The sequence below is a fragment of the Nostoc sp. UIC 10607 genome (assembly GCF_047228265.1).
Taxonomy (GTDB): domain Bacteria; phylum Cyanobacteriota; class Cyanobacteriia; order Cyanobacteriales; family Nostocaceae; genus Nostoc; species Nostoc foliaceum_A.
The window spans coordinates 137,218-151,469 of sequence record NZ_JBIQNW010000014.1; the positions used below are offsets into that span (position 1 = coordinate 137,218).

14 protein-coding genes are annotated in these 14,252 nt (G+C 43.1%); 9 read left to right on the top strand and 5 right to left on the bottom strand.

Features of this window, described 5'->3' with window-relative positions; genetic code table 11:
• Positions 1-4: 4 nt before the first annotated feature.
• The 4 genes from ACEYW6_RS15500 to ACEYW6_RS15515 all read left to right on the top strand — a co-directional run bounded on the left by ACEYW6_RS15500 (position 5) and on the right by ACEYW6_RS15515 (position 1,762).
• Entirely contained in the window at positions 5-295 is a 291-nt protein-coding gene (locus tag ACEYW6_RS15500; protein ID WP_412980406.1) for a hypothetical protein, read from the top strand.
• 324 nt (positions 296-619) lie between these two features.
• Positions 620-871, top strand: a complete 252-nt coding sequence (locus ACEYW6_RS15505) for a hypothetical protein (RefSeq protein WP_412980407.1) — start codon at positions 620-622, stop codon at positions 869-871.
• 249 nt (positions 872-1,120) lie between these two features.
• A complete protein-coding gene (locus tag ACEYW6_RS15510; RefSeq protein WP_412980408.1) occupies positions 1,121-1,327 on the top strand; it encodes a hypothetical protein in 207 nt (68 codons plus the stop codon).
• 261 nt (positions 1,328-1,588) lie between these two features.
• Positions 1,589-1,762: a hypothetical protein gene (locus tag ACEYW6_RS15515; RefSeq protein ID WP_412980409.1), complete on the top strand. Its 174-nt coding sequence runs from the start codon at positions 1,589-1,591 to the stop codon at positions 1,760-1,762.
• A 283-nt stretch (positions 1,763-2,045) separates the two neighbouring features.
• Here the strand turns inward: ACEYW6_RS15515 and ACEYW6_RS15520 are convergent, their stop codons facing one another.
• Positions 2,046-2,972, bottom strand: a complete 927-nt coding sequence (locus tag ACEYW6_RS15520) for an alpha/beta fold hydrolase (protein WP_412980410.1) — start codon at positions 2,970-2,972, stop codon at positions 2,046-2,048.
• A gap of 469 nt (positions 2,973-3,441) precedes the next feature.
• Between ACEYW6_RS15520 and ACEYW6_RS15525 the strand changes: the two genes are divergently transcribed.
• The 4 genes from ACEYW6_RS15525 to ACEYW6_RS15540 all read left to right on the top strand — a co-directional run bounded on the left by ACEYW6_RS15525 (position 3,442) and on the right by ACEYW6_RS15540 (position 6,867).
• A complete protein-coding gene (locus tag ACEYW6_RS15525) occupies positions 3,442-3,996 on the top strand; it encodes a thioredoxin family protein (protein ID WP_412980411.1) in 555 nt (184 codons plus the stop codon).
• Positions 3,997-4,067: 71 nt separating this feature from the next.
• Complete coding sequence (pyrH, locus tag ACEYW6_RS15530) at positions 4,068-4,796, top strand: UMP kinase (protein WP_069074277.1); 729 nt, start codon at positions 4,068-4,070, stop codon at positions 4,794-4,796.
• On the top strand, positions 4,783-5,331 hold the full coding sequence (gene frr / locus ACEYW6_RS15535) for a ribosome recycling factor (protein ID WP_190894096.1): 549 nt from the start codon (positions 4,783-4,785) through the stop codon (positions 5,329-5,331). The genes pyrH and frr overlap by 14 nt, the downstream gene beginning before the upstream one ends.
• Positions 5,332-5,745: 414 nt before the next feature.
• Complete coding sequence (locus ACEYW6_RS15540; RefSeq protein ID WP_196508730.1) at positions 5,746-6,867, top strand: geranylgeranyl reductase family protein; 1,122 nt, start codon at positions 5,746-5,748, stop codon at positions 6,865-6,867.
• Between the two features lie 74 nt (positions 6,868-6,941).
• Here the strand turns inward: ACEYW6_RS15540 and ACEYW6_RS15545 are convergent, their stop codons facing one another.
• The gene (locus ACEYW6_RS15545; protein WP_412980412.1) at positions 6,942-7,973 is read right to left on the bottom strand and encodes a FecCD family ABC transporter permease; all 1,032 of its coding nucleotides are present in this window, start codon (positions 7,971-7,973) and stop codon (positions 6,942-6,944) included.
• A gap of 484 nt (positions 7,974-8,457) precedes the next feature.
• Here ACEYW6_RS15545 and ACEYW6_RS15550 point away from each other — a divergent pair, with 484 nt between their 5' ends.
• Positions 8,458-8,649, top strand: coding sequence for a hypothetical protein (locus tag ACEYW6_RS15550; RefSeq protein WP_412980413.1), 192 nt, complete (start codon positions 8,458-8,460; stop codon positions 8,647-8,649).
• 13 nt (positions 8,650-8,662) lie between these two features.
• On the opposite strand, the gene ACEYW6_RS15555 is transcribed toward ACEYW6_RS15550, so the two are convergent.
• The 3 genes from ACEYW6_RS15555 to ACEYW6_RS15565 form a co-directional block, all read right to left on the bottom strand.
• Positions 8,663-11,359, bottom strand: a complete 2,697-nt coding sequence (locus tag ACEYW6_RS15555; protein WP_412980414.1) for a chloride channel protein — start codon at positions 11,357-11,359, stop codon at positions 8,663-8,665.
• Between the two features lie 110 nt (positions 11,360-11,469).
• On the bottom strand, positions 11,470-12,783 hold the full coding sequence (locus ACEYW6_RS15560; RefSeq protein ID WP_412980418.1) for a TldD/PmbA family protein: 1,314 nt from the start codon (positions 12,781-12,783) through the stop codon (positions 11,470-11,472).
• A 294-nt stretch (positions 12,784-13,077) separates the two neighbouring features.
• A complete protein-coding gene (locus ACEYW6_RS15565; RefSeq protein WP_412980415.1) occupies positions 13,078-13,938 on the bottom strand; it encodes a Tab2/Atab2 family RNA-binding protein in 861 nt (286 codons plus the stop codon).
• Between the last annotated feature and the right edge of the window lie 314 nt (positions 13,939-14,252).

Here is a 14,252-nt window from a genome sequence, read left to right on the forward strand (position 1 = left end):
AAGTATGTCTGAAAATACCAAATCCCAAAATCATCAATGGTTCAGGGATTTGTCTGAAAAAGAACAGGAAACCCTAGCTGCTGGGCAAATTCCAAATATACCAAACGAAGGTATGCCAGCTGAAAATAATTTTTTTATCCAACAAACTAACATCCAAACTACAGCGAACAATACATTAAAACTTGCAAATGGTGATGTATCTTCACAAAATACGAGATATATATTTTCACAATTTACATTAGGGTCTTCTATAAAAATTTGGTTGCCAAATTTTCCTTCATTTATAAATAAATAGCTCTATTGTAAATTTTGTTTTGATAATTTAAAGTTTGTTGTAGTACTTAATGGCTTTGAATTCATGACCATTCATGTGTAAAAAGCCATTAAATACTATTTTGCAATAAATAAACAAATCTTTGAAATTCTACGCTTAAATTAGTAAACAAGATGGCAGGATAATTATCATTTTTGCTATTATTTTTTTAGAGTTTCATGAATCAAAAGAAGTAAATCAACCTTGATTTTTTATAACTTTAGAGTAATTTATCTTTTGGGCAAATAGTTAATAATAAAAATATAGGTGATGAGCACCTATATCAGTAAGTGAGGCAAAGAATTTATGTCAACTCAAATGATGATGTCTGATTTGTTGGTGGAGCTATCCACAGAACAACAACAGCTTCTAGCTGGGGGACAAGATGAATTAGGTGACGATGAATTCGGTGGTGATGAATTCGGTGGCGATGAATTCGGTGGCGATGAATCAGGTGGCGATGAACTTTCTTTGTCCGGTTCTCCTGTCCGACATCGTCCCCGCCGATACTTGATTAGAGGTGTTGTGAGCCTCCGTAGCATCCCAAGATCTTCCTAAACTTTGCAATTAGTGGGGGTAAGAGAAGCTAATATAACTCGCTCAAAATAAATTAAATTTTGAGAAAGAGTTTGGGCAGTAAACTATATTCTCTTAAAGCATTAAATCAATGGCTTATAGAGAAAAATGTAACTGCTACCCTTAGCACCTAGTTGGATGCTCCCTCTTACTTCAAATGCAAAGAGTTTTGACTATTGGACGAGCACCTTTTTGCTATTCAACTTGTGTAAGTAAGTGAGGTAATGAATTATGTCAGTTCAAACCATTCAATCTATCCAATCCGAGTTACTTGTAGATTTATCCACAGAGGATCAACAGCTTCTCTCTGGGGGACAAACCAGCTCGGACGATGAAGACGAAGATGGAGAGGAAGAGGTAGATGAAGAGGAAGAGGAAAATGGAGGCAGAAGAAGAAAAGCCAAAGTCTACAAAATCACAATCCTCAGACTCAAGTAGAGAAAAGAGAAGATTGACAATAACTCACTTAGGATAAATTAAATTTTGAGAAAGAGTCTGATTTGTCTCTTATCTTCTCTTCAGGTATGAAATCAACAGCCTAGAGACAATAAAGGTAGCTGTTATCTTTAGCATCTACCTTTATGCTCGCCCCTTACTTCAGATCAACATAGTTTCGACTAATCAATGAGTACAGCTTTTGCTGTATATCTCAAGGCACTAGTCATTCTTTTGCACTGTACAAAAGTGAGGCAAACAATTATGTCAGATCAAAATATTACACCTGATTTGCTTGTGGAGCTATCGACAGAAGAACAGCAGCTTCTCTCTGGAGGAATATACGGCTACGGCGGCTACGGCGGCTACGGTGGCTACAAACGCCCCTACTACGGACGCCCCTACGGACGCCCCTACTACGGACGCCGCTACTGTTGATACTCAGTTAGCAAAGCCTAAGCACTGAGTGATTCCTGCCTTTAAACTTTGCACTTAGTAGGGAAACTAGAAGACTCACATAACTCGCTCAAGATAAATCAAGTTATGAGAGAGTTTGAGCCATCTCCCATATTCTCTTAATGCATGACATCAACGGGACTAGACCCAAGAAAGATAGATGCTAAAGGTAGCATCTATCTTTCTATTTTCCCTTTAATTTATTGCAAGGGAAGAATCAATTTCTAATATGGATTCTGAAAATTTTTGGTTAACTGGATGCAAATTATGCCTCTAATTTTGCCGAGTCTATTACCGCCTTTCGCTCCCAAATCCAATCGAGTAAAATCGGATTAACTAACTCCGGTGCTTCATCCTGGGGACAATGCCCTACTCCCTCTAAAGGGATAAACTTTTCTACCTGCGGGAAGTTGGCTAATTCTCTACCTAACTTAATTGGTTCCCACGGGTCTGCTGTTCCCCATAAGATAATTGCGGGACAGGCTAACAGTGGCAAAAGGTCTTCTGGTAGAGGCCCTGTAGAATAAGAAGTAAAGGCAAGGAACACAGCTACAGCACCCGGATCACTTGCTGGTGAAGTGAGAATATCTACCAACTCATCTGTCACCACCTCAGCATTAGCATAGGCTTGTAGCAGAATTTTCCGCACTGTTTTTGGTTTGGCGAGTTGATTGAAAAAGAAATCACCAATTGGTTTAATAGATAACAGGCGTTGCAGTAGAGGCGCTCCGTAACGACGAGACAAAGGTAAAGTTACCCGTTTGCGATCGTGCAACAGTCGTAAAGAACAGTTGAGCAAAGCAACTCCTAAGGCAATATCTGGGTTGCTTACTGCTGCTTGCATGGCTACAATACAGCCAATAGAATTTCCGACTAAAAAAGCTGGCTCACCAACAACTTCGCGGCAAAAATCTGCTACTTGCTGTCCCCAGGTTTCTAGTGTGTAGGCAATTTTTTCACCAGGTTTAGGTTTTGCGGAAGCCCCAAAACCAATCAAATCGATCGCATAAACACGGCAATTTTCCGCTAATACGGGAATATTTTTTCGCCAGTGCCACCAAGAAGCGCCAAATCCATGCACCAGAACAACAGCTGGGCCAGTGGTTCCTTGGGTTTGATAGCAAATAGGGAAATCTTGCCAAATCCAGGTTTTTGTAGAGGTAGGTGCTGTTTTTGAACTTGAGGTTGTCATGGGAAGTTTGATGAAAACAAGGGTAAAAGCCTTTTAGCAGCAAGGCGCAAGTAAAATTGTTTTGAATTGGAATAAAATTTATCAGATTTTCAAAGTAAATCCTTTGCTCTAGTGATAACTTAGACGTACACCGCGAAAGCTTCTAGGCTAATAACACTAGCATCAAGCTGATAGTTTTATCCAGCATAGAGAGTTTTCATTTTGTTTATAGAGGTAATTTACTCATAACTTTGATTATGTCAGTATTTAGGAGTCATAGCTTCTGCAATATGAGTCATATTTTAGCTATTTTTTAGATGTGAGCGAATTAGCATCAGTGCTAGATTCAGTAGTTTCACAATTTACGACAGCCAATTTGGTCTATAAGATTGTCGAATATGAGGCATCGGCTAAGGGGTGGTTTGCAACTGGAAACTGACGCTGAATTTAACAATATTTTTCTTGTTCCTAGTTCTGCGAGCCAGAAATCATGAATCTACTAGAAACAATCGATACTCCCGTTGGGAGCTATGCACCCGATTTTGAACTGCCAGGAATTGATGAGCAAGTACACCATCTCAGGCGTTATCTTGAGAAGTTCCGAGCAGTTGGCGTTATTTCCATGTGTAACCACTGCCCTTATGTAGAGTGGTATATAGACAGGTTAAAAAACATTCAAGCCGAATTTGCCCCCAAAGGCTTCACATTAATTGGTATGAATGGTAGTGATGGTAATTACAACACTAGGTCAAGCTTTGAAAATATGAAAGCTTTTGCCGAGTGTCACAACTTGAACTTCCCCTACCTGTGGGACTCAACGCAAGATGTGACCCGCAGTTTTGGTGCTACTAAAACACCAATGGCATTTTTAATAGATACTAATGGTATAGTACGCTACAAAGGTAAAATTGACGATCATCCCCAAGACCCATCAACGCCGGGAGAGGATTATTTAAGAACTGCGATCGCTTCTCTGTTTCTTGGTCAAGAAATAGATATACCACAAACAGAACCAATAGGTACTACACTGATTTGGCGTAACTAGACATAGATAGTCCCTGTAACTGCTATCTTAAATTGGAGGCAATTGCAACTTTTTTGATAAAGCGGAACTTCATGGGAACGAATTACCGACGGGTTTTACTCAAACTGAGCGGTGAAGCCTTAATGGGCAACATGGGCTATGGCATTGATCCCGAAGTGGTCAAAGGCATAGCACAAGAATTAGCAGAGGTGATAGCCACTGGCACTCAAATCGCCATAGTTGTTGGCGGCGGCAATATTTTTCGTGGCGTCAAAGCAGCGTCGGCAGGGATGGACAGGGCAACCGCTGACTATATTGGGATGATTGCCACGGTAATGAATGCCATGACGCTGCAAGATTCGCTGGAACGCATAGGAGTACAGACGCGGGTGCAAACTGCGATCGCTATGCAAGAATTAGCGGAACCTTATATCCGCCGTCGTGCCATCCGTCATCTTGAAAAAGGACGGGTGGTAATTTTTGGTGCTGGTTCTGGAAATCCCTTCTTTACTACAGATACGACTGCGGCATTAAGAGCCGCAGAAATTGATGCAGAAGTGATTTTTAAAGCCACTAAAGTAGACGGGGTATATGATGCTGATCCTCATATTTATCCTGATGCCAAGCGTTACAATAGCCTCACCTACGCGCACGTTTTAGCCAAAGATTTGCGGGTGATGGATAGTACTGCGATCGCCTTATGTAAAGAAAATAATATCCCAATTCTGGTATTTGACCTAACGGTGCGAGGTAATATCCACCGAGCAGTCTTGGGAGAATCTATCGGCACCCTTGTGGGAGGTTCTTGTGAAATTAGCTGAAGCTGAGAGTACGATGCAAAAAACCGTTGAGTCAACTCAACGAGCTTTTAACACGATTCGCACTGGTCGCGCCAATGCGAGTCTATTAGATAAAGTATCGGTGGACTATTACGGTTCGCCCACTTCCTTGAAATCATTGGCAAACATCAGCACACCTGATGCCACGACGATCTTAATTCAACCCTACGATCGCAGCAGTTTAAATATAGTCGAAAAAGCGATTTCCCTCTCAGATGTGGGTTTAACCCCCAGCAATGACGGTACCGTGATTCGGCTGAATATTCCGCCTTTGACAAGCGATCGCCGTAAAGAACTCGTCAAAATGGCATCGAAGTATGCTGAAGAGGGCCGTGTTGCTATTCGCAATATCCGCCGAGATGCTATAGATGCCATTCGCAAACAGGAAAAGAATACTGAAATTTCTGAAGATGAAGCGCGGGATCAGCAAGATAAATTGCAAAAACTGACAAACAAGTACACCGCCAGAATCGATGAATTGCTAGCAGAAAAAGAAAAGGACATCACAACCGTTTAATCTAAGGTAGGGAGGATGGGATCAATCCCTCTCCCTATTTATAGCGGTGTAAAAACTTGATCCCTGGTACTTTACTTCCATTTTCAGCTAGATGTAGTAGAGGTAGTCAGAGTACATAACATCATTCAGATGCTTGAATTCTATTTAAAGACATCTGTCACAGTGCCGCACCTAGCTATAAACTAATATAGATTTCATCAAAATTTTAAACATATAAACCCCAAATCGATTAAGAGAAAGGTTTTCCCTAAAAAATATCTACCAAAAAATAAATATTTAGCTAAATAAAACTGAATACTATGTAATTTTCAGCAGTAAATCTTAAAATTAGTTTTAAGTCTGATCAGACTGCATCTTTGTCAAAAAAAGATATACAGCGGAAAATCACTAATTCAGGAGCAAAAATTCAGCCATATGTACGACTGCATCATCGTCGGCGCTGGGCCAGCTGGTGGAACAGCTGCATATCATTTAGCCAAGCAGGGTCGCTCAGTATTAGTGTTAGAAAAAGAATCCCTACCAAGATATAAACCTTGTGGCGGTGGTGTATCTCCAGCGATCGCTCAATGGTTTGACTTTGATTTTAGCCCAGCGATTTCTGTAAAAGCCGACTCTCTTCGCTTTACCTGGAAATTGGGCGACCCCGTGGAAGCGAAAATTGCCACTAAAGAACCAGTCTGGATGGTGCGACGAGATATTTTTGACCATTTCCTAGTCCAGCAAGCACAGAAACAAGGGGCTGAACTACGAGACAATACCGAAGTTACAGGTATTGAGTTTAAAACTGACTATTGGCAAGTTAACACAGCCAATGGGCCAGTTACTGGTCATTACTTAATCGCGGCTGATGGTGCCAAAGGGCCAATGGCAAAATGGCTAGGCTTCAAAGACCGTAAACGCCGTTTAGCAGGAGCTTTGGAAGCAGAAGTTCCCGCAACTGTGAAGGACAAATCCACAATCCACTTCGAGTTTGGCTTGGTAAAAAACGGTTATATTTGGAATTTCCCGAAGGCGGACGGTTATTCAATTGGTGTCGGTACCTTTATTGGTGGCGAACCTCAGGACTTTAAGAAGATTTTAGATGAGTACGCGCGATCGTTTGATGTAGATATCAAAACTAGTAAGCAGTATGGTTATCCCCTTTGCTTGTGGGATGGCAACCAAAAGTTGCATACTCAAAATGCGGTTTTGGCTGGGGAAGCTGCTTGTGTAGTTGATCCGATGACAGCAGAAGGCATTCGTCCGTCAATTTTTAGCGGTTTGATTGCAGCAGGAGCCATTAATGAGGCACTTTCTGGTGATACCAACGCTTTAGAAAAATATAGTGAAGCCATTAATGAAGAATGGGGTACTGAGATGGCTTGGGCACAAAAATTAGGTGGAGCATTCTATCGCTTTCCTGGCATTGGCTACAAAGTTGGTGTTAAGCGCCCCTCTGGTGCCAAAATCATGGGTAAGATTCTGTGTGGAGAACTGCGCTATGGCGATGTCGCCGGTCGTGCCCTCAAGCGTTTAATTCCTGGTTTTGGGGGGTAAATATTAGAGATTAGGTAACGAATCTCTACCGGGCGAGATGCCCACACTTCGGAGTCAGCAGAAGTGTGGGTAGTTCACTTAAACCCAGCAGAACGACGATAAAGTAACCAGATAAATAGCGGTGAACCCAGCAACGCGGTGACAGAACCTACTGGTAGTTCTACTGCTCCTAGTCTAGAGAGTAAATCTGCAAAAGTTAGTAACCATGCACCTGCAAGGGCGGAAAGTGGCAAAACAAAGCGATGATCTGTACCAACGATCAGGCGGACACCGTGAGGGACTACAAGACCAACAAATCCAATCAAACCACTAATACTGACTGCACCTGCGGCTAATAAAGTGGCGACACCACCAATTAACAGACGCGATCGCGTCAACGAAACCCCCAAACCCACAGCTAAATCATCTCCTAAAGCCAGCACATTTACCGATCGCGCCAATAAGCATCCCCCAAGCAATGCAACGATGATGTAAGGGCCAGCCGTAGCAATTTCTTGCCAACCCCGTCCGTTGAGACTACCCACTAGCCAACTGAGCGCAATTTGAATTTGACCATCTTCAGCTAAAAGCAGCAATGTGCTTTGCACAGCACCAAATAAAGAACTCACCGCCACTCCGCCTAAAATCAAGCGCTCCACTGAAATTCCCGACCCCGCACGACCGAGCAAAATAACGATCGCTGAAGTCAAAATTGCTCCCATCCACGCTGCTAAAGGAATTGCGATCGGGAATATTTGCCACACGATCATCAGAATCACAATTAATCCTGCACCCGCTGAAATGCCCAGAATAAATGGATCGGCAAGACTATTGCGTAACATTCCTTGCAGCAGTGCTCCTGACATTCCCAAGGCTGCGCCGACAATAAGAGCAGCTGTAATCCGTGGGAGTCGCAAATCCCAGAGAATTGTCTGTTTAACCGGATCGCCTTTTCGGAGTATGGCTTGCCCAAATTCCGACATACTTAAAGGTACTGCTCCTTGAGAAAGTGACAGTGCTAGCGTTACTACCAGTGCTGCACCAAGGAGCAAAACAGCCCAAAGTACACGGTGTTCAGTAAAAATTGTCTGAAATGATCTAGTGAAATTCCGATCTAGTAATTTCATTAACTATAATCCGTCCCAAACAAAGCTGTATTTAATGAGGAAATTTTCAATAGAGGTATTTGCATATTTATCTTAGTCTTGATCATTTTTTCTAGTACAGCCCGGTGTTACGAAACCACCAATTTTAAATTAATGAAATGCTTAATATCAATTCCGGCTAATTACTTATCATTTGTGATTGCAACTGTAACAAAGTGAAATGTTCACCTTTGGCGTTCCCACAGGGAAGCAATCCCAAAAACCTTGTGATTGCTTCCCTTATGTACGAGAGGCTTGGCGAAGGGTGACAATGACGGTTATTTAAGCGGACATGATATAAGTATTAAGATAGATAAAATTTATCCCAATCGGTTGATGAAAAGTAGTATTCAAAATGTGCTAATAGAAACTGCAAAGTAACTGCTAAATTTCAGCTACTTAGTAAAAAAGGATATAAACCAAAATTTATTTTACACCTTTTTTGTATACATTTAATTAGGGAAAAATGGAAGATTCAGTATTTGTTATATTTCTTGCCTTTGGATCTATTTGGATTTTGATGGGAGTTGTAGGTTGGATTGCTTTTTTAAAATCTGAGGGTGAGGAAATTAAGTTTGGTAAGTGGGGACTTATAGTTGCTATTCCAATCCTAATACCAATAATTGTTGCTCTGATTATTGGTGTACTTTATCATTAGTAAAAGGAATAATTTACTTGTTCATCGCACCCCTAACCAAAATCACTGTACTTTCCACACCAGAGGCGATCGCTTCTGGAATATTACCTTGAATCGCTTGCTGCAACAAGCCCTCGCGTGAAGCTCCCAAAACTACAACATCGTAACCTTCGGTTTTCACTAGGTTAATCACACCTTCCGCAACTGAATTAGCTTGGACTGGGATAGCAACTACAGTACTGGACAATTTGCGGCGACGCATCAAATGGCGGATGGCTTGTTCTGAAACTGACATATCTGGCTTGAATTCAGATGGCTTAAACACTTGTGTCAGGCGAATTTGCGTATCATTTCCCAATGTAATTAAAGCAGGTAACAATTTAATCGCCAGAGGGGAATTGGGACCACCAGCCATCGGGACTAGCCAGCGGTTGAAGGAGTGCTGAGTGTGGAGTGCTGTTAGTGGATAGCTGAGGTTCAGCCCGTGTGGAGTGCTGTTAGCAATAGCTGGGTTTTTAGACTGTGTGGGGTGCTGAGTAGTGCCCAACTTTACCAAAACTACTTCGCAGGTGGCTTGGCGAATTATGGTGTCAACAACGTTGCCAAAAATCCGGCCAGGGGTAGATGTGTTACCTTTCCATCCCATTAAAATTAGGTCGATGTGTTGTTCGTTAATTGTCTCCAAAATTGCCTGTGCTACATCGTGAGTAACTCGTATCTGCGTGTGTAAGGGAATCTTCCACTTTTTTGCTAAGACTTCTGCTTGTCGTAGCAAGCGGCGACTTTTTGCCGTCCTTACCTGTGTTTCCGATGGGGAACTGTGGCGGGGTATCAACATCACTTGCACGCAATCTATTTCATAATGGCGATCGCGGGCAATAGCTACTGCCATTTGTAATAAAATAGCGGCTGTTTCGGGATTAGCTACAGGGACTAATAATCGACCACTGCCGGTACTGGGCGATCGCGTTTGGTAAACTATGTATGAAGGTTCTGGTCGGAGTTTAAGAGTCCGGTTATCACAATTTAGATGATCTGCTTCCGCCCGAATAATATCTGCACGAGTAATAATCCCGATCAGTTTCCGTCCATCCAACACAGGTAAGCGACTGATTTGATAGCGATCGAGTAAATACAGCACATTGCTCAGGGTATGGATTGGTGTTACTGTCATCGGGACAGGGGTCATAATTTCTTTTAAGAAAATATCGGCTAAATTGCGTTCGTGAAACGTGTGCTTTGCACTCTCGCGGATTTTCAGCAAATCTGATTGCGTCACAATCCCTACTAACTTGCTATCTTCTACCACAGGGAAACCGCGATGATGGGAACGAGCAAAGGATTGCATTGCTTCTTCCAAGCTCATCTCTGCATCCAGAGTTTCTACCCGTTCTTGCATCACATCTTTTGCGGTTAACTTGGTTAATGCTCCTTCCATAGGAGCTTCTTTGGTGAGAGTGATGCCTTTTAATTCCAAAAGTTTCTCATAAAGCGAACCAGGCACTACCTTATCCGCAACCAGGTAGGCTGCTACAGAAACAATCATTAAAGGTAGCACCAGATTGAAATCTGTAGTCATCTCAAACACAATCACAATTGCTGTGATTGGCACTTTAGAAACGGCGCTAAAAAATCCCCCCATACCCGCTAGCGCGTAAGTAGTAGGAGAACCTGTTCCGGTGATGTATAGCTCAGAGACACCAATGATATGTCCTAAACAAGAACCTAAAATTAAGCTGGGAGCAAATAATCCCCCCGGCGCTCCTGAACCAAATGCGATGAGTGTGAGAATAAACTGGGCCGCAAAGGCGATCGCTGCTACGGTAGGATGGGCCCCTCCAGTAATTAAGGACTCCCGTAATCCCGTATTATCACGAAAGGATGCCGGGAGCATTGCCACGACAACACCAGAGATAAATCCAGCCAAAGCTACCCGTAACGGTAAGCTGATATGTAATTTTCTATAAAATTTAATACTAAATATTAAGCCGCGATTAAACAATGCACCTAACAACCCTGCCAAAATCCCCAAAAGCACGAAAAAGGGAATTTCTGGGATGGAGAATTGGCTGGAAGATTGTACCAATTGCAGGTTAAGGTCTAAACTGCCACCGCCTAAAAGTCGGGATATCACCCCTCCAATAAAGGAGGCGATAATGGCAGTTCCCAAAGTCAATCCTGATAAATCTTGGAGTAATTCTTCAACGATAAACAATACACCTGCGATCGGGGCATTGAAAGCAGCTGCTAAACCTGCACCCGCACCAGCTGCAATCATTTGCCGTCGATGATCTGGGGAAGTGGGAACCCAGCGACTCATCCCTGCTGCCAAACCTGCCCCTACGTGAACGGTGGGGCCTTGTCGTCCCAGAGTCATGCCCGAACCTATGGAGATGATTGCACTGAGTAACTTTATACCTGCCACGCGCCAGGATAATTTTATCGGCACATTGGCAAGAGTTGCTTTGACTTGCGGAATACCGCTACCATAAGCCTCTGGTGCCAATCTATCCACCAACCATCCAGCCACAAACCCCAGGACAAGACCAATTGTCGGTAGTACCAGCCATGCTGGCAACAGATGGGTAGTATGGACACGCCATGTCCCCAGCCATCCCGATCCTACTTTCAGGAACACCGCAGATAGGGCAGCAACCAGACCGATAACACAAGCTTCGGCGATCGCTAAACCTTTTCTAGGCTGCCACCAGGTGCGAAAGCGCTGATTCATAGCAATTTTGGATTTTAGATTTTGGACTTTGAATTACAAGTCTGTACCAAAAAGCTGCTCAGTGGAATCTTATACCAATTACGAATTACGAATTACGAATTACCAATTATTTAATTGCTTCTCCCCGTAGTGGATAGCCCTTCTACTATCAGAGATGGAGTATAACAAGAACCATTCCAATCAGCATCATTACCCAGTGTAACCAATTGCTTCAGGGCTGTGTAGACATTACCTGCAACCATCGTATCCTTAACGCGCCCAATTACGTGACCATTTTGGACGCGGTAGCCTAAATCAACGTTGATTGAAAAATCTCCAGAAATGCTGCCGCCACCACCTAGCATTTGATCCACAATTATGCCATCATCCAGTTCTTTAATTAAATCTGGTAAAGATGCCGAACCTGGCTCAATCAGAAAATTAAATAAACCAGGGGTGGGATAGCTACCTAAACCAGGGCGAAAACCATTTCCAGTGGTGTTAGTACCCAGTTGGCGACCGGTGGTGCGATCGCCATAAAAATTCTGTAAAGTCCCGTTTTGGATAAATACTAAAGATTTAGTAGGAGTACCTTCATCATCAAAAGGACAACTGTAAGGGCCGGCTTCCGGGTCTTGGTAGAGGGTGAGACTGGGTGCGATTACTGGGGTACCCAGGCGTTCTGCCCAAGGGGAAGCTACTTCTAAGACCCGCTTGCCATTCAAAGCTTCTTGCACAGTGCCCCAAAGCATATCAGCTGCTTTAGAAGTGAACAAAACCGGGATGCGACCAGTAGGAGGTGAAATATTTTCTCTGGCCCAAATTAACCGTTGTAAAATTTGGTTAGCCAATATCTCAGGGTGGAGTTCGCCCCGCTTGGTTTGACCATCGGAAACACTTAAAAAATCATCACCGCGCACCCATTCTGCTGATATATAGCAGTTGAGGGTAGTATCGGTGTAGTGACAATCTAAACCTTTAGTGTTGACTATTCTGGTGGTTTCAACATCACATTCCCAGTCACCGTTGCAAACAACATCGGGATAGGCATCGCGGATGAGTGCGATCGCTTCTTTGCCCCAATCTACCAAAATCTCTATCGGCACACTTTCCCCTAAATCTGGGTAGGCAGGCTGAAAGTTAGAGCCTAATTCTACTGTTTCTGGTTGATTCAGTTGACTGAGTGCTAGAGCTTTTTCCACCATTACTTCGGCTAGGACAGAACCGTAAGCCACTGTGAGTCCTGGACGCCCGTTTCGCCAAAGCCGTAGGGCTGTACCTTCAGATTGATTGGTTTCTAGCTGTTTGAGTCGGTTTGCCTCAAAAAACACTGGACGAGAAAGCGATCGCGACTGATACACCTCAGCAGCTTCTGCTCCAGATTTTATAGCTAGTTCCAGCAACTGTTCGGCGAGTGTATCTTGTGACAAATTTTCAGAACCCATGACCCTTAGTGAATTGTGGATTTTGAATTGCATATCAACGCCCTCTCTTGAAAGTGCGATCGTCGGCTTTTGACGATTAAACTTTCCGCTGATGAACGCAGATAACCATCCAAAAATCATCAGCGTTTCCTTATAGTTACGATTTGAAACCACAGATCAACACTGATGGACGCAGTTAATTATCCCAAATCATTGTCATGTCTCAACGTTTCTAGTCATTAGTCATTGGTCATTGGTCATTTGTCATTAGTTATTATTCATTCTTCCCCCATACCCAATGTCCCATGCCCATTTTCAGAGATTAACCTCTTGCAACAGCCAAAAACCAGCAAAAGATTGTGCTTTGGGATCAGACTGCACGCCGATAAAATGCACTCCGTTAGCTTTTTGCTTGGCTTCTTCAAAACCTTTAGCTTCTGCTAAGATTTGAGGTTTTTTGATATTTGCTACAATCCAACTTTCAGTTACACCAGTTTCTAAAAGCAATCTCGCCTCTTCACTGGTGTCTAATCTTAAGAAAGCCAACTCCAAACCAGACATCCAGCCTGCCAAGGGCAACGCTCTCGGTGAGAAAATCAAAATACCAGGAATCCGAGCTTCAGGTGAAACTTTTGCCAACTCTAAAGGGAAAGCTTCACCAAAACCAATTTCCCACTCTGGCATTTCTGCAAAATCCGCAGCATCTAAGGTAACAAATACCCACTGCTGTCCTTCCAAAGCATCTGGTAAACGTTGCGGCAAAGGTTTCTCCAAGCGGACTGAGGGATTAGTCCCCCCTTGATACCCTGCCTCTTGAGGATACACTTCTTCCATCCGCTGTTCTAACCATTGGTTGAGAACCAAAGTACGGCGGCTAGGCTGGGCGGGAATGCCCAAGTCTTGGCAAGCTTTAGTAATCATGTTGTTCATTTGGCGGCGGAAAAAGCGGATTTTAATTGGTGCTTTTCCAGCTTGGTTAATAGCTTCCTGCAATGCTGTCCGCAACCAACCCGAATTTACCTGGGTACTGGGACAATATTGAGCATAGCGAAACAAAGAATCTGGTTTTGTGCCGATATCCAAGGGGCTTTCGCAGACTAAGACTTCCCAAATTTTTTTCTGATTATCGTCCAAAATCGGACGGGAGTAAAAATCGATTTCCCAAATACTGCCCATGTTTTGCGGTAAAAATCTGGCTGTTATGTTTTCCTGATATGTTGATCATACGAGTGTTGGGGCAGCATGGAGAAATGGTGAAGACAAGAAGGAGATGAATCGCAAGACAAGCTAAAGGAATAAATAACTATCAGCCCATACTAGGCTGGAACACATCGCTAAGTTTGCCTTAGAAATTAAGCCCTTAATTGAGGGAGGAGCGATGTCAGGCAATTAAGTTAGGTTCTTGTCAGCTTTTGATACTGCTGGCGAAATATTACTTAACCTAACGACTGAGCCATAAGCTTTGCAAATTGCGAAGTTCGCGTGGTCGC

What these genes read in the sequence shown, in the direction of transcription:
- ACEYW6_RS15545 (WP_412980412.1), bottom strand. Translation starts at nt 7,973, where the DNA reads ATGAAATTACTAGATCGGAATTTCACTAGATCATTTCAGACAATTTTT.
- ACEYW6_RS15505 (WP_412980407.1), top strand. Translation starts at nt 620, where the DNA reads ATGTCAACTCAAATGATGATGTCTGATTTGTTGGTGGAGCTATCCACA.
- ACEYW6_RS15510 (WP_412980408.1), top strand. Translation starts at nt 1,121, where the DNA reads ATGTCAGTTCAAACCATTCAATCTATCCAATCCGAGTTACTTGTAGAT.
- ACEYW6_RS15560 (WP_412980418.1), bottom strand. Translation starts at nt 12,783, where the DNA reads ATGGGTTCTGAAAATTTGTCACAAGATACACTCGCCGAACAGTTGCTG.
- ACEYW6_RS15540 (WP_196508730.1), top strand. Translation starts at nt 5,746, where the DNA reads ATGTACGACTGCATCATCGTCGGCGCTGGGCCAGCTGGTGGAACAGCT.
- ACEYW6_RS15525 (WP_412980411.1), top strand. Translation starts at nt 3,442, where the DNA reads ATGAATCTACTAGAAACAATCGATACTCCCGTTGGGAGCTATGCACCC.
- ACEYW6_RS15520 (WP_412980410.1), bottom strand. Translation starts at nt 2,972, where the DNA reads ATGACAACCTCAAGTTCAAAAACAGCACCTACCTCTACAAAAACCTGG.
- ACEYW6_RS15500 (WP_412980406.1), top strand. Translation starts at nt 5, where the DNA reads ATGTCTGAAAATACCAAATCCCAAAATCATCAATGGTTCAGGGATTTG.
- ACEYW6_RS15555 (WP_412980414.1), bottom strand. Translation starts at nt 11,359, where the DNA reads ATGAATCAGCGCTTTCGCACCTGGTGGCAGCCTAGAAAAGGTTTAGCG.
- ACEYW6_RS15515 (WP_412980409.1), top strand. Translation starts at nt 1,589, where the DNA reads ATGTCAGATCAAAATATTACACCTGATTTGCTTGTGGAGCTATCGACA.
- ACEYW6_RS15565 (WP_412980415.1), bottom strand. Translation starts at nt 13,938, where the DNA reads ATGGGCAGTATTTGGGAAATCGATTTTTACTCCCGTCCGATTTTGGAC.
- ACEYW6_RS15550 (WP_412980413.1), top strand. Translation starts at nt 8,458, where the DNA reads ATGGAAGATTCAGTATTTGTTATATTTCTTGCCTTTGGATCTATTTGG.
- pyrH (WP_069074277.1), top strand. Translation starts at nt 4,068, where the DNA reads ATGGGAACGAATTACCGACGGGTTTTACTCAAACTGAGCGGTGAAGCC.